Source organism: Tenacibaculum aquaeponti, from assembly GCF_057221555.1.
Genome location: NZ_CM170147.1, coordinates 1,816,916 through 1,840,208, shown reverse-complemented (window position 1 = coordinate 1,840,208; position 23,293 = coordinate 1,816,916). Strand labels below are relative to the sequence as shown.

General features: G+C 32.9%; 12 protein-coding genes and 1 pseudogene. 12 read left to right on the top strand and 1 reads right to left on the bottom strand.

From position 1 onward, the window contains the following. The first annotated feature begins 12 nt into the window (after positions 1-12). From AC2TEO_RS08090 to AC2TEO_RS08080, 3 genes are read left to right on the top strand one after another with little or no spacing between them, the layout of a single operon-like run. Positions 13-723: a hypothetical protein gene (locus AC2TEO_RS08090; protein ID WP_442267617.1), complete on the top strand. Its 711-nt coding sequence runs from the start codon at positions 13-15 to the stop codon at positions 721-723. A gap of 27 nt (positions 724-750) precedes the next feature. Beyond that, the gene (locus AC2TEO_RS08085; RefSeq protein ID WP_442267616.1) at positions 751-1,020 is read left to right on the top strand and encodes a helix-turn-helix domain-containing protein; all 270 of its coding nucleotides are present in this window, start codon (positions 751-753) and stop codon (positions 1,018-1,020) included. Between the two features lie 2 nt (positions 1,021-1,022). Beyond that, entirely contained in the window at positions 1,023-2,567 is a 1,545-nt protein-coding gene (locus AC2TEO_RS08080; protein WP_442267615.1) for a type IV secretory system conjugative DNA transfer family protein, read from the top strand. A gap of 6 nt (positions 2,568-2,573) precedes the next feature. Here the strand turns inward: AC2TEO_RS08080 and AC2TEO_RS08075 are convergent, their stop codons facing one another. Further along, positions 2,574-3,914 carry a tyrosine-type recombinase/integrase gene (locus tag AC2TEO_RS08075; protein WP_442267614.1) on the bottom strand — a complete coding sequence of 447 codons (1,341 nt, stop codon included), beginning with the start codon at positions 3,912-3,914 and terminating at the stop codon, positions 2,574-2,576. Positions 3,915-4,237: 323 nt separating this feature from the next. Between AC2TEO_RS08075 and AC2TEO_RS08070 the strand changes: the two genes are divergently transcribed. The 9 genes and pseudogenes from AC2TEO_RS08070 to AC2TEO_RS08030 all read left to right on the top strand — a co-directional run bounded on the left by AC2TEO_RS08070 (position 4,238) and on the right by AC2TEO_RS08030 (position 23,214). Continuing rightward, on the top strand, positions 4,238-5,533 hold the full coding sequence (locus AC2TEO_RS08070) for a tyrosine-type recombinase/integrase (RefSeq protein ID WP_442267613.1): 1,296 nt from the start codon (positions 4,238-4,240) through the stop codon (positions 5,531-5,533). A 143-nt stretch (positions 5,534-5,676) separates the two neighbouring features. Beyond that, the gene (locus AC2TEO_RS08065) at positions 5,677-5,862 is read left to right on the top strand and encodes a hypothetical protein (protein ID WP_442267612.1); all 186 of its coding nucleotides are present in this window, start codon (positions 5,677-5,679) and stop codon (positions 5,860-5,862) included. Positions 5,863-5,962: 100 nt separating this feature from the next. Next, positions 5,963-6,409: a hypothetical protein gene (locus AC2TEO_RS08060; protein WP_442267611.1), complete on the top strand. Its 447-nt coding sequence runs from the start codon at positions 5,963-5,965 to the stop codon at positions 6,407-6,409. A gap of 110 nt (positions 6,410-6,519) precedes the next feature. Further along, positions 6,520-7,063: pseudogene (locus AC2TEO_RS08055) on the top strand (transposase); the annotation flags it as partial. Between the two features lie 616 nt (positions 7,064-7,679). Further along, positions 7,680-9,704 carry a tetratricopeptide repeat-containing sensor histidine kinase gene (locus AC2TEO_RS08050; RefSeq protein WP_442267610.1) on the top strand — a complete coding sequence of 675 codons (2,025 nt, stop codon included), beginning with the start codon at positions 7,680-7,682 and terminating at the stop codon, positions 9,702-9,704. 2 nt (positions 9,705-9,706) lie between these two features. Beyond that, positions 9,707-10,417 (top strand): response regulator transcription factor, encoded by a 711-nt coding sequence (locus AC2TEO_RS08045; protein WP_442267609.1) that lies wholly within the window; start codon positions 9,707-9,709, stop codon positions 10,415-10,417. 187 nt (positions 10,418-10,604) lie between these two features. Then, positions 10,605-20,363: a CLIPPER-2 domain-containing protein gene (locus tag AC2TEO_RS08040; RefSeq protein WP_442267608.1), complete on the top strand. Its 9,759-nt coding sequence runs from the start codon at positions 10,605-10,607 to the stop codon at positions 20,361-20,363. Positions 20,364-20,373: 10 nt separating this feature from the next. Then, the gene (locus AC2TEO_RS08035; RefSeq protein ID WP_442267607.1) at positions 20,374-21,294 is read left to right on the top strand and encodes a PorP/SprF family type IX secretion system membrane protein; all 921 of its coding nucleotides are present in this window, start codon (positions 20,374-20,376) and stop codon (positions 21,292-21,294) included. Positions 21,295-21,312: 18 nt separating this feature from the next. Continuing rightward, positions 21,313-23,214: an OmpA family protein gene (locus AC2TEO_RS08030; protein ID WP_442267606.1), complete on the top strand. Its 1,902-nt coding sequence runs from the start codon at positions 21,313-21,315 to the stop codon at positions 23,212-23,214. Positions 23,215-23,293 lie beyond the last annotated feature (79 nt).

The following is a 23,293-nucleotide window of genomic DNA, read 5'->3' as shown; positions in this document are numbered from 1 at the left end:
ACATTATGATTTATGAGAACATCAAAAACAGAAAGGACAAAACAGGACAAATTATCACCAACGGTTATCAAGCAAGATAATACCCCAGATATGATAAACGCAGAAAAGGATTTATCTGATGGAGAATTGCAGGAGCGTTTGGATTTATATAGCAACGGAAGCAAAGAACAATTTTTCAAAGTTCAAAAAATCAAGCAGCGATACGTTGAAAAAATCAAAGAAGAGCAAGTTAAACGTACACAGGCTGATTTGTATTATGCACAAGGAGTAAGGGCAGGATTGCCGCATGCGTATCATGACAACCTAAAAGACATCAGAGAACGACAAGACCAGTATTTTAGGGATGAAATACTAGAAGAAGCCAAAGCCGAGTACAAGAATCATGAGAATTTAACCAAACTTTTTGATAGAGAAGCTCCTTCAAAAACTACCAAACAAGCACCGAAAATTAACAGACAAAAGGCTAAAGTTTACAATAAACTTGGAAAGCTCATGGGTGCATTTAAAGCAGTACAGCAGGCTAAAGAGAATGTCATTTCCAAAGTAGATGTAGTTGAATCAGGTATTGTAAATCACAATGCTATTGAGGAATTAAAACCAAATCAAAAAACAGCAGAGAAAACGGAAAAAAGCCTGAGCAAATATTTTAATACCTATACCCCAGAGCCGAAGGACATACGCAAAACTTTTGAGAAGATAAAAGGTAAGGATAGAGATAGATAATAAAGCAGAATTGAAAAATACAGAATTATGAAAGTGATACTAATTGAGGAAGAAGCATTTTTTGAACTCATTGACAGAGCTGTTGAGCGAATGAGTGGAAAAATAAATGCAGAGCAAAAAAAATGGCTGACTCCAAAAGAAGCCATGAAGGAATTGGGTATTTCTTCGCCAACGACCTTACAACGCTATCGTGATGAAGGAAAAATAAGGTATTCACAGCCGAGTAAGAAAGTTATTCGCTATGACCCTGAATCGATACAGGAATTCTTAGATAGTAAAACCAAAAATACCTTTTAGTTATGAAATTTTTTGGCATTGGTTCTAAAAATAAGCATCAAAGTTACGAGGATTTATTAGATACACCTTTATATAAAATCCCTAAGACAGATACAGTGATTACGTGGGCTGATAGCATAGAAGGAACTCTTATTACTGGGGCTATTGGAAGTGGTAAATCCAGTGGAGCAGGGAGACATATTGCACATGCTATGCTTAAAAGTGGTTTTGGTATGGTCATTTTATGTGCGAAGAAGGATGAGCGTAGAAGGTGGATGCGATACATTGAAGAGGTGGCTCCTGATCGTAGTGAAGATGTGGTGATATTTGATAAGCAAAGTAACCTCAGATTTAACTTTTTAGACTATGAAATGCACCGTGAAGGAGAGGGAGCAGGTGAAATTCTTAACATTGTAGAATTTTTAGTAGGTCTAAGTGATGCTGTTAGAGTTTATCAATCTGGAAGTGGTAGAGGAAAAAACGAAGAATATTGGGATTTATCATTGAGGATGCTTATAAGTCGTTGCATCTCTGTTCTGAGACTCTCAGGAGAAGAAATTAGTATTTTCAATATGCGTAGGCTTGTTTCATCTCGTTTTGTAGAAGGAGAGCCAGAGTATTATCGAAAATTAGAACGATTGGCAGCAGATCCCAAGATTGATCCAGACAAACGTCATAAAGCACAGACCGAAATTAACACTTGGATTGAAGATCGTTATTTTCTGCAAATACTTTTGAAAATTAGTAACAGAACACTAAATGCAAATGATAGAGATCAAGCAAATTTGGTAATAAATTATTGGCTTCAGGAACTTCCTAAAATTGGTGAAAAAACCTCGGGAATTATCGTTTCTAGTTTTATGGGGATTGTAGAGCCTTTTTTGAATAATGGAATTTTAAAAGATCAATTTACAAATGGATTAAGTGAAGAATTACTACCAGAAAATATTTATGAACAAAATAAAATTGTAATCATTGATTTCCCAATCAAGGAATTTAAGCTAGCAGGTGTTTTAGCTGCGACTATCTACAAGACTGTTTTTCAGGAATGTATGGAGAGAAGGGATGTTGAAAACGAAGAAAACCCAAAACCTGTTGGTATATTTATAGATGAATACCACCTTTTTTGTAATCCACAAAAGGATAGCATATTTGCTACAACATCCAGAAGTTCATGGGTAGCATCCGTTTATATCACGCAAAATATTAACAATATCTATTTCATTATGGGGAGTGAACAACCAGAGTCTAGAGCTAAAAGTTTACTCGGAAACTTGAATCTGAAATATTTTGCTAGCAATGATAATTACGATACTAATCTGTGGGCTTCACAAATGATTGGACAACACAAAGTTGATTTTGAGCATTTGAGCTTCAGTAAAGATATGGAGATTAGCAAAAGTAAAAATCAGCAGATGCAATATCGAGTGACTCCAGATCATTTCACAACACTAAAGACTGGTAGAAAATCTAATAAATATATTGTCGAAAATATTGTTTTTAAAGCAGGAAAGACTTGGGGAAAGAACAAACAGAATTTTGCTTTGGTGGGGTTTAAGCAGAAATAATTGGTTTTAAGAATTTAAAACTTGTTCTAATGCATCATCTGCTTCTTTATGGATAAAATTAGCTTGATAGTTAATGGTCGTTTTTAAATCTGTATGGCGGTATAGCTTTTGAAGCATTAATGGATGAATTGCATCACCTGCTATATTTCCAAAACTGTGCCTTGCAATATGATTGGAAAGATTTTTATCAATTTCACATAGAGTTGCAATTCTTTTCAAATATTTGTTGAATAATGATGTAGCATTTCTCATTTTAGTAAACATATCCTGTTTATTTTTAGGATTAGCTTTTTTAAGAAAAGGAAACACAAAATCATTTTTCTTTTTCCTGCTTTCTTGGTACAGATTAAGGATATTCATTGCTTGCTCAGGAACTTTAAGACTTACAGGCTTTTCGTTTTTATTCATTTGATAGTATAAACGGCCATCAATGAAGTCAGACCATTTTAATTCAAGGACATCTGAAATACGAACACCTGCAAAGTAATAAGAAAATAGCCAAACATTGCGAGTATGCCAAATGGAAGAATCTTTCTCTAATTTGATATTTTCAATTTTACTAATTTCTTCTTTGGTTAAACCAATTTTGTTTCCAGAGGAAATACGAATTTTTTCTTTTTCGCCAGCAAAAGGGTAATTTCTACCATCCACTAAATTTTCTTTGATAGCTTGGTTATAAAGGGTGCGAATAAAGATGAGTTGATTGGTAACTGTTCGTGTTTTTTGTTCAAGATAAGAAGTACAAAAACTTTTAAACCGATTAATAAAAGCCATATCAATATCGCTAAATGTAAGCGATTGATTTTTTGCAAAGTTCTTTAAGACCTCTGAAACATCTACTGCTCCTTTTCGAGCTTGTGAAATTCGTTCTTTTCTTCTTTTTTTAATATCCTCAATAGCTTTTTGTTGAGGGATTGTAGTGTTAAGGTCTAAAAACTCCTGAATATTATACAGGATAGATAATTCAGATTTTGCAACTGAGAAAGTTCCTTCTTTGAATTTTCTTTTGATACGTTCCGTTGCGAGTTCAAAGAAATAAACACCAGAAGATTGTCTTTTTACTTTTTTCTTTATTTGTTTTGCAGAAAGGTGATTTTTGCTAACTTCCTCATCCAAAGATGTTGCGTAGGCTTCACTAAGTTTCTTTTGGATGAGATTGTTTAAACGTTTCGAATTAGGGTGTGATTTTTTAATGATACCGTTTTTAGTATCCCAATCTTTTTCATGGATGTACTGTCCAGTATGAATGTACTGAGGTTTTCGATCTTTTGTTATTCGAATAGCTATAGAACAGGAGCCATCCTCTCGTTTTCTATATTTCCAAAGGATCACTTTGATTGAAGCCATAAATGATGTTGTTTTACACATCAAAAATACAAAACGAAAATCATTTTGTAAAAACAATGTAAAAACATTTAGTGTGTTTTTATAGAATTAAATGACTTTATATGTTTGCAACTAATTCGTTAACAGGTTGTTTTTTAACATTTTGTATTAAATAAGGTTAAAGACATCAAAGCTCATAACCCGAAGGTCGCTGGTTCGAGTCCAGCTCCCGCTACTAAGCTTAAGCTTTTAAAATCAACGGATTGTTTACTACAATCCGTTTTTTTATGTCTTTATCTTTCTTACTTTTACGTACCGTAAACGCTAGCGTAAACACTTTTGCAATGAAAATGAATTTTACAGAACCTAAAATATATACTGGTGGAGTACAAATATCTGAGTGGTCTAAACTGACAAAACTTGAAAAAGAAACTGCATTAAAAAAGGATTGGTTTGTGTATTATTCTTATCGAAATCCACAAACGCAAAAACTGAAAAGACAGCCACATATTAAGGCTGGTGTAAATAAGTTAAAAACAAAAAGAGAACGCATTGCGTTTTTACTTACTATGCAAAAAGCATTGTTAGAATTACTGCAAGCAGGTTTTAATCCATATCAAGATAATTCGCAATTAGAAGCAGAATTATTTGGTAGTTCTAGTATAGCACAATCTTCTAATATTGCGCAAACGCAAAAAAATCAAAAAGAAAAAAAAGAACGTATTGAGACTCAAGAACTCGAGAGTAAATCAATTGCTGAGGCTTTTAAAATTGGGTTGAGTTTAAAAGAAAGGTTAATGAACAAAAATTCATTTACTAAATATAAAAGCAGGATTAATCGTTTTTCTAAATGGTTAAAAAAGGAAGGCTACGAAAAACAATCTATAACTACCATTCATAAGAAACTTGTGATTGAATATTTAAACGAAGTTTTACAAAGTTCAAGTGCAAGAAACAGAAATAATACTCGTACAGATATAGCTTCGCTGTTTCAAATTTTAGAAGATAACGAATTGATTACCGAAAACTTTGTAAAAAAGATTAGTGTATTAAAATCTAAACCTAAAAGGAATAAAACATATACTCCAAAATTGCAAAAAGATATTTATGATTATTTGAAGGAAAATGACGAGCATTTGCTCTTATTTATTCAATTTATATCCTATAATTTTTTACGACCAATTGAAGTGTGCAGATTAAAAGTTGAAGATATAGATGTTAAAGACAAAAAACTATATGTCAAAGCCAAAAACAGTCCTGTGAAAATTAAGATTATACCAGAAATTTTACTTGAACAATTACCTGATTTCTCAAATAAAAACCCAAAATCTTTTTTATTCACACAAAACACGGTAGGTGGAGAGTGGGATATTGAAGAGGAAAATAAAAGAGACTATTTTACTAAAAGATTCAAGAATATAAAAGATCACTTTAAGTTAGGTAAAGAATATGGCTTATATAGTTTTAGACATACTTTTATTACAAAACTATATAGAGAACTTCGCAAAACAAATTCTCCGTTTGAAACTAAAAGTAAGTTAATGTTGATTACGGGTCATTCAACAATAACTGCACTAGAAAAATATTTACGAGATATAGATGCAGAATTGCCTGAAGACTACTCTTTTTTAATAAAATAGTTTGTGTTAGGTTACTTTAAAGTGACGTAAAGTAGTTTATCCTCACGTAACCTTGCTTAAAGTGGTGTAACCTCGTTTAACTTCTTTAGCTTATTTTTAGAGTTATTACTATTGTGTTTAATTATATTAAATCAAAAGTAATATTGAATGCACAAGTAGTATATCAAGTAGCAAAAGCTCTTCCATTAGAAGAGCAAAAATTGTTATTTGAAATGCTACAAAAAGAATTTCGTTTTAACATTCATAATGTAAAGAAACTTAATACTCATATTTTAACAAAGGAGGATGCGATTCAATATTTATTAAAGAATGTTTTTAACAAGAAGTAATAGTAAATAAAGACTTACTGAATAGTTAGTCTTTATTTTTTTACCCATTTTATAAAACGTTAAATTTTATTCAATTTAACGTTTTAAAATACTAAAATCGATGAAAATCAAGATAAATTGCAAAAATTGTGGTGAAGTATTTAAAAGAAAAAGAAGAAATCAAAAGTATTGCAGTGCAAGTTGTAGAACTATGGCTTGTTACAAAAGAAATAAATATGAGTATGTTTCAGGAGGATATAAAAAGTCTATTAACAAATTAGGAGCTATCAAAACCAAAAAAGAGAATCAGCTTTTACCCAGTGAATTAAATTCAAAACTTGATAGCCTACTTGAAAAAGAAGAAAAAATATTTGATACAAAAAGTATAACAAATACGGTTACAAGTAATTTAATTTCAGATTCAGCTGTTTATGGTCTAAAAAAAATATTTAACCCAAACTCTTTACCTGCTACAAAAGGAGATATAGAAGCAATGTTGATACAAATTCAAGAAATGCAAAGATTATTGATTGAAATGAAGTTTAAGAGTAGGTTTAATGTGAAATAATTTTGTAGGTAATGGTTGTATCTCATAAACTGTGTAAGTTTTTTAAAATATCGGGGTTGAATTCAACCCCGATATTTTTTAAATAATTAATTTTAAAATTTTACACAAAGATTAAACCTGAAGATATATTAAACGACGACTTTTTTAAAACAATTCAGTAACGGTTCAGAGTTAACCAGTTCCCTAAAAGAACTTCATAATCGAGGTGTAGAAAAGATTCTAGATGGAGAATTAGATGCTCATTTAGACTATGAAAAAACATAAGAAAAGTATCACAGGTAATGCTCACAACGGATATTCTAAAAAGAAATTAAAAACTTCATTAGGCGAAATAGAGATACAAGTTCCTAGAGATAAAGAAGGTAGTTTTAGTCCTATACTTATAAAGAAAAGAGAAAGCACCTTTGATGGAGTTGAGAATATCATCATATCCTTATATGCCAAGGGAATGAGTACTAGTGATATTGAAGATCTAATAAAAGAACTTTACGGTTTTAATATCTCTCGTTCTACTATATCTCGAATTACGGATAAAATCACCAATGATATAATAGCTTGTAAGAATAGACCTTTAGAAACCACTTATTTAATTGTATGAATGGTATTGTATTTAAAGTTAGAGAGAACTTTAAGGTTATTAATAAAATTATCTACAGATAATCACAATTTTTTATAGAATCAATATTATTAGAAATCATTTATATATAATAGATGATTATTTAACCTAGTCTCATTATCAAAATATTAATTAACTTAATAAAAAGGTTAGTCTAAATTTATTCAAATATTTAAAAAAACCGTGGAGTCAAGCTAGTTTGATAATTTAATACTCAATATCATCTTCTTTTAGATAAGTCGATAATCTCTTAAAATAATAATAGATATGGAATTCTTTTTTTATTGATTTTATAAATGATTTTAACAAGTACTTCTTGGGTTATTTGTCTGTGGGAAAACCCTTATGCAATAATTTCTTTTAAAGCTAATTTTAGTATTCTTAAAATGTATAGATTCGTTAAAACATTGGGTGAGAACTAACAGTAATTTTTAATGCATAAGATGGTAATCTTTTTACGATTATTGTTAAATGTTAAAATGCCTCTTGAAAATCAAATTCGTTTTGAACTAACTTCTCGTGGTTACTATAAATTCTGAATTTAAGGTAATTAAGTATAGTTAAACCCCTGTTTATTTGAGAGTTTTTTTAATAATATTTATAATTGATTAATCTTTTTTTATAATATTTGTTTTGAATATAAGATTGGTTTTTGTGCGTAAATTTATTATCACTTTATTAGTATTAATTACTATAAGCAATACTTATAGTCAAAATCAGGAAGAATCCTATATTTCTTTAAAAATTGATTCCTTATATAAACTAGCAAGAAAAAAGCGTAAATCAGATATTAAAACTTATAATGATTTAGTTGATACAATTTTTGTTTATTCAGAAAAATCAAACTACAAAAAAGGTATTGCTCAATCTTTGATTTTAAAGACAAATAGTTTAATACATGATGGCGATTATAATAACGCAGAAAAAATAATTGCAAATTTTTTTGAATTACCACAAAATTTGGAAAAAATATATATTAATGAAATGTTATACTATAAATCATTAATACTTTTTTTTAAAAAAAAATATATTGAAGCAGAGCAAAACTTACAAAATGATTTTTCAGATAATTTAAAACAAGATTTTTATGCTGGGTTTGCCTATAGTTTATTAGGAGCTATTAATACTAGAAATAAACAATTAAAAAAAGCAATAAACAATTATAAAAAAGCAATAATTATATACGAGAATACTAACAAATATATATATATACCAAATGTTTTTTCTGAAGTAGCTTTGCTTTATATGAAGTTAAATATGCCTGATTTAGCACTAGATTATTCGAATAAATCTATTGATAAAAAGTTTTTTGCATTAAAGGATGATCAAAGTATTGCAATTTTAAAATCAAATGCTGCACTAATCCAAGTAAAATTGAAAAAATTTGAGAAAGCAGATACTTTATTAAATCAAGCAAGTAATTACTTTGATGCCCAAAAAAGTAGATTATATTATATAAACAATAATAACAGAATAGCAAACTTAGCTTATTATAAAAATCAATATAATAAATGTATTTCTTTAAGTAATAAGATAATTGACCTTAATTTAAATGAGGAATCTATTAATATAGCTAAGTACAATTTAGGACTTTGTTATTTTGAGTTAAAACAATATAACAAAGCAATTAAAAATTTAATTGAAACAGAAAAATACTTAACTCATACAAATAAAATAGTTTTTGAAATTAATGAAGAAGAGCTATACTCTAAATTAACTAATTCTTATTTAAAAATAAAAGACACTTTAAATTACTTTAGATATAAAAATAGTTACTTGGCTATTCAAAATGAAAATTATAAAAGTGAAAAAGAAAATGATCTTATAAAGTTACAATTAGAGTTTGATAAATATATCGATAATTCTGAAATAGAAAAATTAAAAATAAAAAATCAAAAAAATGAATTAAAGGTCAAAACAAGAAATATAATATTACTCATAGGTGTAATATTTACTATTATAATATTTGTTTATACATTAATTTTAAAAAACATTTCTAATAAAAAAGAAAAATTAAATAGTAGTTATAAAAACAGTATTGTTAAACTAGAATTAACTAAAAATGAATTAACCAAAACCCTCAATGAAAAAAATATATTAATTAAAGAGGTACACCATAGAGTTAAAAATAATCTTCAATTAATTACTAGTCTATTAAATCTTCAAGCAAATAAAAAATATAATATTAGTGTTGAAGAGTTTGTAAGTAAAAGTCAGTCTAGAATAGAAGCCATGGCATTGGTTCATGAAAACTTGTATAAAAATCAAAATCTAGAATTTATTAGTTTAGATGTATATGTAAATCAACTTATTAATAATTTAAAGAAAATATATACTAATAAGTTATCAAAAATTAAATTTCATATTTCAATACAAAATACCAGTATTAATATAGATACAGCAATAACTATTGGCCTGATAGTTAATGAATTAATTTTAAACTCATGTAAATATGCATTTATTAATAGTAGTGGAAATATACACATAGAATTTAAAAAGTATAAAAATGATTTATTTATATTAAAAATAAAAGATGATGGGAAAGGTTATGATGTAAAAAATCAAAGTAATAGTTTCGGATTGCAATTAGTAAATTTACTTTCACTACAATTAAAAGCAACTTTAGAAATTACTTCATCTAATATGGGTACTATTAATCAATTAATTTTAAAATTATAATAATGAGTAAAAAAATTATAATTGTAGAGGACGAGTTAATTGTAGCATTACATTTAAAAGAAATATTATCTGAATTTAATTATGATATTATTATAGGAGCAACAACATATGAAGAAGGAGTAAAAGCTATTTTAGCTCAAACGCCAGATCTCGTGTTAATAGATATAAATTTAGATTCAAGCAAAACAGGAGTAGAGTTAGCAAAATTTATAGAAACAAAAAATTTATGTCCTTATATATATATAACTTCATATACAGATAATAAAACATTAAATCAAGTAAAAAAAACATCACCAAGTGGTTATATTGTTAAACCATTTAAATCTGTAGATGTAACTATTTTAGTTCAATTAGTATTAGAGAAGAGTAATAATACAGATTACCTACCATTAAGCATTAAAAACGTAATTCAATACATACAAAATAATATAGATAAAAAAATTGAAATTAGTGAGTTGGCTACATTAACCCAATGGGGTACACAACATTTTTCAAATATATTTAAAAAGTATGTTGGTATTACACCTTATCAATTCATAATAAAAACCAAAATAGATAAGGCAAAACATATAATTGTAACAGAAAACATAAATTTAAAAGACCTAGCATTTGATTTAGGTTTTTCAAGTTATACAAATTTTTTTCATGCTTTTAAAAAGTATGTTAAGACTACACCAGAAAACTACTTAAGAAATAATAGAACTAAGTTATAACATAAAAAACATGTGTTAATATGTTTTTTATGTTATAAGTATTATTGTTTTTTTTTCAACATCTTGTTTTTCAGAGGTTTTTTTTTTTTGTACCATCTAATAAAAGAATACAAAAAGGAGGGACCACATGAAAAAAAATGACATTCGAGAAATAATAATTATTTTCTTGATATGCTTTTTATTAAGTATGTCAAAAGCAGCAGCTCAATCCTCAGTCGGAAGAATATGGACTGATTGGAATGGCTATTGGACGTCAAATGTTGCAACTACAGGAAATAACAGACCTGATAGTTACAATAATTTAACAGCTTTTAGATGGAACGGAACAGTTTACTCAACAGGTGTAAATGATGCAAGTTTAACAGCAAATGGTGTTTCTTTTACACCGGCCAACTTTAAATCATTGCCAATAAGAAGTATACCAACAGGTGGTTTGTTTTTGCAAGGTGCAAGAATAGATGGTACTGTCACGGTAGCAAACTTAATTCCGCCTGTTGCTGGTGCAACGGCAACTTCAGAAGAATACGCCCAAAGGTTAACAGATGGGGTTAAAGGATTAGCCTTGGGCACTGGAGTCGCAAACATACCAGCAGGTCAAACAACATTTCAGTTGCAACCAGGAGCTATTAATATTTCAACAATTAACGATGGTGTGCCAGATCTCTTATTTAATCAAATAGCACAACCATCATCTACTGTTGATAGGATATGGTTTGTAGATTCTTCAGGTAATGTTGTTGGTAATCAGGTTTCAATTTCCTTTTTAGGGTATCCGGTTCTTGGTACATATATATTAGATATTTTTAATCCCGATGGAACTTTATGGGCGGGAGCTAGTAACACTTCTAGGGATATAAGAATGATGGCGTTAGATTATGCTTCCTTGGGTATAACAACAGCAAATGCTTCTCAAGTAGATAGGTTAATAGTTAGGTTTAGCGGTCAGTCAGATATAGGATTTGTGGCGGCTAATGAGGCTTCATTACAAGTGCCAGATCCAGCATTAACAGTAGTTAAAACAGCAACATTTAATGATGCAAACGGTAACAGCTTTGCAGATGTTGGAGAAACCATTACCTATGTATTTACCATTACTAATATAGGTAATATTGCCATAGATAATATAGTAATATCAGATCCTATGCCAGGGTTAACAATATCAGGTAATCCAATCGCTTCGCTAGCGCCAGGTGCAACTAACAATACAATAACAGCTACATATGCAGTCACTCAAGCAGATTTAGATAACGGAAGCGTTAGCAATAATGCAATAGCACAAGGTCTTGCAGTAGATCTTGATGGAGATGGTAATCCAGATACCGTTACTTTTCCCTCAGATGATGATGGTGGAGCTACAGATGCAAACGGAGATGGTAATCCTTATAATGATAGCACAATTATAGGTATGCCAGTAAATCCTGGCATTGGTATTACCAAGGTTGGTGTTTTAAATGATGGCGGAGATGGCTTACAAGCTGGAGATAGTATTGACTATACGTTTGTGGTTAGTAATACAGGAAACGTAACTTTAAGTAGTGTTGTATTGAACGATCCTCTATTAGGAGGAGTTGTATCAGGTCCTGTAAGTGGAGATACAAACAGCAACAATTTATTAGAAGTAGATGAGACGTGGACATATACAGCGAGTTATACTTTATTACAATCAGATGTTGATTCAGGTTCGGTAGTCAATACGGCTACAGTTTCAGGAAGCAGTCCATCGGGTACAGGTGTGAGTGATGATTCAGATGATCCGAACAATCCGACCAATACAGATGCAAACTCAGATGGAGAGCCAGATGACCCTACTGTTGTAGGTTTACCAGAGAGTCCAAGCATTGGTATTACCAAGGTTGGTGTTTTAAATGATGGCGGAGATGGCTTACAAGCTGGAGATAGTATTGACTATACGTTTGTGGTTAGTAATACAGGAAACGTAACTTTAAGTAGTGTTGTATTGAATGATCCTCTATTAGGAGGAGTTGTATCAGGTCCTGTAAGTGGAGATACAAACAGCAACAATTTATTAGAAGTAGATGAGACGTGGACATATACAGCGAGTTATACTTTATTACAATCAGATGTTGATTCAGGTTCGGTAGTCAATACGGCTACAGTTTCAGGAAGCAGTCCATCGGGTACAGGTGTGAGTGATGATTCAGATGATCCGAACAATCCGACCAATACAGATGCAAACTCAGATGGAGAGCCAGATGACCCTACTGTTGTAGGTTTACCAGAGAGTCCAAGCATTGGTATTACCAAGGTTGGTGTTTTAAATGATGGCGGAGATGGCTTACAAGCTGGAGATAGTATTGACTATACGTTTGTGGTTAGTAATACAGGAAACGTAACTTTAAGTAGTGTTGTATTGAACGATCCTCTATTAGGAGGAGTTGTATCAGGTCCTGTAAGTGGAGATACAAACAGCAACAATTTATTAGAAGTAGATGAGACGTGGACATATACAGCGAGTTATACTTTATTACAATCAGATGTTGATTCAGGTTCGGTAGTCAATACGGCTACAGTTTCAGGAAGCAGTCCATCGGGTACAGGTGTGAGTGATGATTCAGATGATCCGAACAATCCGACCAATACAGATGCAAACTCAGATGGAGAGCCAGATGACCCTACTGTTGTAGGTTTACCAGAGAGTCCAAGCATTGGTATTACCAAGGTTGGTGTTTTAAATGATGGCGGAGATGGCTTACAAGCTGGAGATAGTATTGACTATACGTTTGTGGTTAGTAATACAGGAAACGTAACTTTAAGTAGTGTTGTATTGAACGATCCTCTATTAGGAGGAGTTGTATCAGGTCCTGTAAGTGGAGATACAAACAGCAACAATTTATTAGAAGTAGATGAGACGTGGACATATACAGCGAGTTATACTTTATTACAATCAGATGTTGATTCAGGTTCGGTAGTCAATACGGCTACAGTTTCAGGAAGCAGTCCATCGGGTACAGGTGTGAGTGATGATTCAGATGATCCGAACAATCCGACCAATACAGATGCAAACTCAGATGGAGAGCCAGATGACCCTACTGTTGTAAGTTTACCAGAGAGTCCAAGCATTGGTATTACCAAGGTTGGTGTTTTAAATGATGGCGGAGATGGCTTACAAGCTGGAGATAGTATTGACTATACGTTTGTGGTTAGTAATACAGGAAACGTAACTTTAAGTAGTGTTGTATTGAACGATCCTCTATTAGGAGGAGTTGTATCAGGTCCTGTAAGTGGAGATACAAACAGCAACAATTTATTAGAAGTAGATGAGACGTGGACATATACAGCGAGTTATACTTTATTACAATCAGATGTTGATTCAGGTTCGGTAGTCAATACGGCTACAGTTTCAGGAAGCAGTCCATCGGGTACAGGTGTGAGTGATGATTCAGATGATCCGAACAATCCGACCAATACAGATGCAAACTCAGATGGAGAGCCAGATGACCCTACTGTTGTAGGTTTACCAGAGAGTCCAAGCATTGGTATTACCAAGGTTGGTGTTTTAAATGATGGCGGAGATGGCTTACAAGCTGGAGATAGTATTGACTATACGTTTGTGGTTAGTAATACAGGAAACGTAACTTTAAGTAGTGTTGTATTGAACGATCCTCTATTAGGAGGAGTTGTATCAGGTCCTGTAAGTGGAGATACAAACAGCAACAATTTATTAGAAGTAGATGAGACGTGGACATATACAGCGAGTTATACTTTATTACAATCAGATGTTGATTCAGGTTCGGTAGTCAATACGGCTACAGTTTCAGGAAGCAGTCCATCGGGTACAGGTGTGAGTGATGATTCAGATGATCCGAACAATCCGACCAATACAGATGCAAACTCAGATGGAGAGCCAGATGACCCTACTGTTGTAGGTTTACCAGAGAGTCCAAGCATTGGTATTACCAAGGTTGGTGTTTTAAATGATGGCGGAGATGGCTTACAAGCTGGAGATAGTATTGACTATACGTTTGTGGTTAGTAATACAGGAAACGTAACTTTAAGTAGTGTTGTATTGAATGATCCTCTATTAGGAGGAGTTGTATCAGGTCCTGTAAGTGGAGATACAAACAGCAACAATTTATTAGAAGTAGATGAGACGTGGACATATACAGCGAGTTATACTTTATTACAATCAGATGTTGATTCAGGTTCGGTAGTCAATACGGCTACAGTTTCAGGAAACAGTCCATCGGGTACAGGTGTGAGTGATGATTCAGATGATCCGAACAATCCGACCAATACAGATGCAAACTCAGATGGAGAGCCAGATGACCCTACTGTTGTAGGTTTACCAGAGAGTCCAAGCATTGGTATTACCAAGGTTGGTGTTTTAAATGATGGCGGAGATGGCTTACAAGCTGGAGATAGTATTGACTATACGTTTGTGGTTAGTAATACAGGAAACGTAACTTTAAGTAGTGTTGTATTGAACGATCCTCTATTAGGAGGAGTTGTATCAGGTCCTGTAAGTGGAGATACAAACAGCAACAATTTATTAGAAGTAGATGAGACGTGGACATATACAGCGAGTTATACTTTATTACAATCAGATGTTGATTCAGGTTCGGTAGTCAATACGGCTACAGTTTCAGGAAGCAGTCCATCGGGTACAGGTGTGAGTGATGATTCAGATGATCCGAACAATCCGACCAATACAGATGCAAACTCAGATGGAGAGCCAGATGACCCTACTGTTGTAGGTTTACCAGAGAGTCCAAGCATTGGTATTACCAAGGTTGGTGTTTTAAATGATGGCGGAGATGGCTTACAAGCTGGAGATAGTATTGACTATACGTTTGTGGTTAGTAATACAGGAAACGTAACTTTAAGTAGTGTTGTATTGAACGATCCTCTATTAGGAGGAGTTGTATCAGGTCCTGTAAGTGGAGATACAAACAGCAACAATTTATTAGAAGTAGATGAGACGTGGACATATACAGCGAGTTATACTTTATTACAATCAGATGTTGATTCAGGTTCGGTAGTCAATACGGCTACAGTTTCAGGAAGCAGTCCATCGGGTACAGGTGTGAGTGATGATTCAGATGATCCGAACAATCCGACCAATACAGATGCAAACTCAGATGGAGAGCCAGATGACCCTACTGTTGTAGGTTTACCAGAGAGTCCAAGCATTGGTATTACCAAGGTTGGTGTTTTAAATGATGGCGGAGATGGCTTACAAGCTGGAGATAGTATTGACTATACGTTTGTGGTTAGTAATACAGGAAACGTAACTTTAAGTAGTGTTGTATTGAATGATCCTCTATTAGGAGGAGTTGTATCAGGTCCTGTAAGTGGAGATACAAACAGCAACAATTTATTAGAAGTAGATGAGACGTGGACATATACAGCGAGTTATACTTTATTACAATCAGATGTTGATTCAGGTTCGGTAGTCAATACGGCTACAGTTTCAGGAAGCAGTCCATCGGGTACAGGTGTGAGTGATGATTCAGATGATCCGAACAATCCGACCAATACAGATGCAAACTCAGATGGAGAGCCAGATGACCCTACTGTTGTAGGTTTACCAGAGAGTCCAAGCATTGGTATTACCAAGGTTGGTGTTTTAAATGATGGCGGAGATGGCTTACAAGCTGGAGATAGTATTGACTATACGTTTGTGGTTAGTAATACAGGAAACGTAACTTTAAGTAGTGTTGTATTGAATGATCCTCTATTAGGAGGAGTTGTATCAGGTCCTGTAAGTGGAGATACAAACAGCAACAATTTATTAGAAGTAGATGAGACGTGGACATATACAGCGAGTTATACTTTATTACAATCAGATGTTGATTCAGGTTCGGTAGTCAATACGGCTACAGTTTCAGGAAACAGTCCATCGGGTACAGGTGTGAGTGATGATTCAGATGATCCGAACAATCCGACCAATACAGATGCAAACTCAGATGGAGAGCCAGATGACCCTACTGTTGTAGGTTTACCAGAGAGTCCAAGCATTGGTATTACCAAGGTTGGTGTTTTAAATGATGGCGGAGATGGCTTACAAGCTGGAGATAGTATTGACTATACGTTTGTGGTTAGTAATACAGGAAACGTAACTTTAAGTAGTGTTGTATTGAACGATCCTCTATTAGGAGGAGTTGTATCAGGTCCTGTAAGTGGAGATACAAACAGCAACAATTTATTAGAAGTAGATGAGACGTGGACATATACAGCGAGTTATACTTTATTACAATCAGATGTTGATTCAGGTTCGGTAGTCAATACGGCTACAGTTTCAGGAAGCAGTCCATCGGGTACAGGTGTGAGTGATGATTCAGATGATCCGAACAATCCGACCAATACAGATGCAAACTCAGATGGAGAGCCAGATGACCCTACTGTTGTAGGTTTACCAGAGAGTCCAAGCATTGGTATTACCAAGGTTGGTGTTTTAAATGATGGCGGAGATGGCTTACAAGCTGGAGATAGTATTGACTATACGTTTGTGGTTAGTAATACAGGAAACGTAACTTTAAGTAGTGTTGTATTGAACGATCCTCTATTAGGAGGAGTTGTATCAGGTCCTGTAAGTGGAGATACAAACAGCAACAATTTATTAGAAGTAGATGAGACGTGGACATATACAGCGAGTTATACTTTATTACAATCAGATGTTGATTCAGGTTCGGTAGTCAATACGGCTACAGTTTCAGGAAGCAGTCCATCGGGTACAGGTGTGAGTGATGATTCAGATGATCCGAACAATCCGACCAATACAGATGCAAACTCAGATGGAGAGCCAGATGACCCTACTGTTGTAGGTTTACCAGAGAGTCCAAGCATTGGTATTACCAAGGTTGGTGTTTTAAATGATGGCGGAGATGGCTTACAAGCTGGAGATAGTATTGACTATACGTTTGTGGTTAGTAATACAGGAAACGTAACTTTAAGTAGTGTTGTATTGAACGATCCTCTATTAGGAGGAGTTGTATCAGGTCCTGTAAGTGGAGATACAAACAGCAACAATTTATTAGAAGTAGATGAGACGTGGACATATACAGCGAGTTATACTTTATTACAATCAGATGTTGATTCAGGTTCGGTAGTCAATACGGCTACAGTTTCAGGAAGCAGTCCATCGGGTACAGGTGTGAGTGATGATTCAGATGATCCGAACAATCCGACCAATACAGATGCAAACTCAGATGGAGAGCCAGATGACCCTACTGTTGTAGGTTTACCAGAGAGTCCAAGCATTGGTATTACCAAGGTTGGTGTTTTAAATGATGGCGGAGATGGCTTACAAGCTGGAGATAGTATTGACTATACGTTTGTGGTTAGTAATACAGGAAACGTAACTTTAAGTAGTGTTGTATTGAACGATCCTCTATTAGGAGGAGTTGTATCAGGTCCTGTAAGTGGAGATACAAACAGCAACAATTTATTAGAAGTAGATGAGACGTGGACATATACAGCGAGTTATACTTTATTACAATCAGATGTTGATTCAGGTTCGGTAGTCAATACGGCTACAGTTTCAGGAAGCAGTCCATCGGGTACAGGTGTGAGTGATGATTCAGATGATCCGAACAATCCGACCAATACAGATGCAAACTCAGATGGAGAGCCAGATGACCCTACTGTTGTAGGTTTACCAGAGAGTCCAAGCATTGGTATTACCAAGGTTGGTGTTTTAAATGATGGCGGAGATGGCTTACAAGCTGGAGATAGTATTGACTATACGTTTGTGGTTAGTAATACAGGAAACGTAACTTTAAGTAGTGTTGTATTGAACGATCCTCTATTAGGAGGAGTTGTATCAGGTCCTGTAAGTGGAGATACAAACAGCAACAATTTATTAGAAGTAGATGAGACGTGGACATATACAGCGAGTTATACTTTATTACAATCAGATGTTGATTCAGGTTCGGTAGTCAATACGGCTACAGTTTCAGGAAGCAGTCCATCGGGTACAGGTGTGAGTGATGATTCAGATGATCCGAACAATCCGACCAATACAGATGCAAACTCAGATGGAGAGCCAGATGACCCTACTGTTGTAGGTTTACCAGAGAGTCCAAGCATTGGTATTACCAAGGTTGGTGTTTTAAATGATGGCGGAGATGGCTTACAAGCTGGAGATAGTATTGACTATACGTTTGTGGTTAGTAATACAGGAAACGTAACTTTAAGTAGTGTTGTATTGAATGATCCTCTATTAGGAGGAGTTGTATCAGGTCCTGTAAGTGGAGATACAAACAGCAACAATTTATTAGAAGTAGATGAGACGTGGACATATACAGCGAGTTATACTTTATTACAATCAGATGTTGATTCAGGTTCGGTAGTCAATACGGCTACAGTTTCAGGAAACAGTCCATCGGGTACAGGTGTGAGTGATGATTCAGATGATCCGAACAATCCGACCAATACAGATGCAAACTCAGATGGAGAGCCAGATGACCCTACTGTTGTAGGTTTACCAGAGAGTCCAAGCATTGGTATTACCAAGGTTGGTGTTTTAAATGATGGCGGAGATGGCTTACAAGCTGGAGATAGTATTGACTATACGTTTGTGGTTAGTAATACAGGAAACGTAACTTTAAGTAGTGTTGTATTGAACGATCCTCTATTAGGAGGAGTTGTATCAGGTCCTGTAAGTGGAGATACAAACAGCAACAATTTATTAGAAGTAGATGAGACGTGGACATATACAGCGAGTTATACTTTATTACAATCAGATGTTGATTCAGGTTCGGTAGTCAATACGGCTACAGTTTCAGGAAGCAGTCCATCGGGTACAGGTGTGAGTGATGATTCAGATGATCCGAACAATCCGACCAATACAGATGCAAACTCAGATGGAGAGCCAGATGACCCTACTGTTGTAGGTTTACCAGAGAGTCCAAGCATTGGTATTACCAAGGTTGGTGTTTTAAATGATGGCGGAGATGGCTTACAAGCTGGAGATAGTATTGACTATACGTTTGTGGTTAGTAATACAGGAAACGTAACTTTAAGTAGTGTTGTATTGAACGATCCTCTATTAGGAGGAGTTGTATCAGGTCCTGTAAGTGGAGATACAAACAGCAACAATTTATTAGAAGTAGATGAGACGTGGACATATACAGCGAGTTATACTTTATTACAATCAGATGTTGATTCAGGTTCGGTAGTCAATACGGCTACAGTTTCAGGAAGCAGTCCATCGGGTACAGGTGTGAGTGATGATTCAGATGATCCGAACAATCCGACCAATACAGATGCAAACTCAGATGGAGAGCCAGATGACCCTACTGTTGTAGGTTTAAATTTAGTTTCAAGTGTTGCTATCATAAAGACAGCAGAGTTTAATGATGAAAACAACAATGGTATAACTGAAGAAGGTGAGACAATAAGTTATTATTTTACAGTGGTAAACACTGGGAACACAACTTTATTTGATGTAAGTGTAGATGATCAATTACCTAATATAATCCTTACAGGAAATGTAATAGAAGTTTTATTACCTGGTGAATCAGATTCTACATCATACTCAGCGATATATACAATAACTCAAGAAGATCTAAATAATGGATTTGTGTCTAATCAAGCTATTTGTATAGGTTTTAATTCTAATGATGAAGAGGTTTCAGATTTATCAGATTTTGAAAGTCTTACAAATGATAACCCAACAATAGTTCCATTAGAAAATGATGATGTAATTATTTACAACATATTTACTCCAAATAATGATGGTGATAATGACTTATTTGTAATTGGAGGTATAGAGAGTTTTCCTAACAACAGATTAGAAATATTTAATAGATGGGGTAACCTTGTATATAAGAAATCTGGTTATGATAATACGTGGAATGGTACTTCAAATGGAAGAGTAACAATACAAGTAAATGAGAAATTACCAACAGGAACATATTATTATGTACTTGATTTAGGTAATGGATCTAAACCGAAGGTTGGTTGGTTATATATTAATAGATAAAAAATAGAATATGAAAATTAAATATATTATAATCGGGTTTTCGTTATTGTTCTCCAGCATTAAGGGAAATGCCCAACAAGATCCACAGTATACACAATACATGTATAACACTATGAGTGTAAACCCTGCTTATGCAGGTTCTAATGGACATACTGTTATTAATGTTTTAGCTAGAACCCAATGGGTTGGTGTTGATGGAGCACCAGACACACAGACTTTAAGTTATGATACTCCACTAGGTTATAGCGGAGTAGGTTTAGGAATTAATTTGACTAATGATATTATTGGACCATCAAAGGAAATTTATTTAGATGCAAATGTTTCTTATTCGATAAGAACTAGTAATGAAGGAAATTTATCATTTGGATTAAAGTTAGGTGGTAGACATTTAAATATTGATTGGGATAGAGGTTTAGTACAAAATGTAAATGATAAACGTTTACAAGGAAATGTTAGTAGGTTTTTACCAACTATTGGTGCAGGTGTTTACTACTACACAGATAAATGGTATTTGGGAGGTGCTATACCTAATTTTTTGAAAACAAACCATTATAACGATAACTTTAATGGAGGAGATATTGCAGAAGAGCGAATGCACTTTTTTTTCATAGGAGGTTATGTATTTAATTTAAATGAAAATTTAAAATTTAAACCTGCAGTTTTAACAAAAGTAGTTAATGGTGCTCCCCTTTCATTAGATATTTCTGCTAATTTTTTAATTAAAGAAAAATTTAATGCTGGATTAGCATGGAGATGGGATGATTCTATTAGTGCACTTTTAGGTATTCAAGCATCAGAAAACTTACATATTGGGTTTGCATATGATTTAACAACATCAAATTATAGTAATTATAATTCAGGCACATATGAGTTAATGTTACGTTGGGAAATATTTAAAGATTTAATTCCTAAATCACCTAGATTCTTCTAAACCCTATAAAGTTAAATTATGAAAAAAATAATAGTTTTAATATTAATGTTACTATCGTCTTTAGCTTTTGGTCAAAGAAAGTATGCGGCGGATAGATATTTCAAAGAATTTGCTTATAAAAAATCTGCAGAACTATATAAGTCAATATATAATAAAGGTGATGACACATATTTGGTTTTAAGTAGGTTGGCAGATTCTTATTATTTTAATTCAGAATATAATGAAGCTGAAATTTTTTATGAAGCTTTAATGAATAAATATTATTCAGATGCTACATCGGAACATATTTTTAGATATGCACAAACCTTAAAGTCTAATGGGAAAATTAATGAGTCTGACAGATGGTTATTAAAATTAAAAACTTTAAAGGAAGATAGTAGAGCAATTGCGTTGGAGAATAATGAAAATTATTTTATTGAGTATTCTAATAAGCCAAAAACTTTTATAGAAGTAAAAAACCTGTCAAGTAACACAGCTTTTTCTGATTTTGGAGGATTTATTTATAACGATAAACTTTATTATTCATCATCAAAACCATTAAGTAAAAATAAAAAACTTTATAAATGGAATAATCAACCATATTTGAATATATACCAAGTTAATCATAATTATGAAAATCTCGATGTTGCTACCCCTGAATTGATTAATGATCTTACTTCAGAATATCATGAATCAAATTTGATATTAACAAAAGATGGAAATGTAGCTTATTTTACCAGAGATAATTTTGATGGGAAAAAATTAAAAGGAGATGAAAATAGAATATCTCATTTAAAAATTTATAAAGCAGAAAAAAAAGATAATAAATGGATCAATATTATAGAATTGCCTTTTAATAGTAATTCTTATTCATGTGGTCATCCAGCATTAAGCTTAGATGAAAAAACGCTTTATTTTGTTTCTGATATGCCTAATGGATTTGGAGGTACAGATATTTATAAAGTAGATCTTTTAGAAGATAATAAGTTTGGAGAACCAAAAAATTTAGGTAAGAATATTAATACTGAATCTAGAGAAATGTTTCCATTTATTGATGTAAACAATACTTTATACTTCGCTTCTGATGGACATTTAGGTTTGGGGGCTTTAGATATTTTTGAAACCAAATTTGAAAACGGTAATTATACTAAACCTGTTAATGTAGGGGCTTCTATAAACGGACCATTTGATGATTTTGCGTTTGTAATTAATAAAGAATACACAAAAGGTTATTTTTCTTCAAATCGTAAAGGAGGTAAAGGAGATGATGATGTATATAGCTTTGTAATTTATAAATGTAAGGAAGACATACAAGGTTTTGTTACTGAAAAAAATACTAATAAACCATTAAATAATGTTAAAGTTAGATTGATAAATGAGTATGGTGAACCGGTTAAAGAACAATTAACAAATGAAAGTGGAGGTTATTCATTTAAGTACTTAGACTGTGAAAAAAAATATACAGTAGTAGCTTCTAAAGATGATTATAAACACACTAAAGCCGATGTAATAACAAGAGATGTTGATAAAAAAATTATAAACAAAAATATACAGTTAGAATCATTGATTGTTGAAAATCAAATTGTAATTAATCCAATATATTTTGATTTTGATTTATTTAACATAAGAGAAGATGCTGAATATGAGTTAGAACATATTGTTTCTGTAATGACAAATCATCCTAATATGGTAATAAAAATTGAATCACATACAGATAGTAGAGGATCTAAAGAATATAATAGAAGCTTGTCCGATAAAAGAGCTAAATCAACTCGAGATTATTTAATATCGAGAGGTATATCAATTAATAGAATTCAAAGTGCTAAAGGTTATGGAGAGGATATTTTATTAAATAATTGTAGTGATATTAATATAAATAAATGTTCTGAAAAGCAGCATCAGATAAATAGAAGATCAACTTTTTATATTTTGAAGAATTAAATTTAACTGGATTTTTTTATTTCATTTGATTGGGATTCTAAAAGTACAATTAGTGAGCAAAAGTTCCCCCCGGTATAAT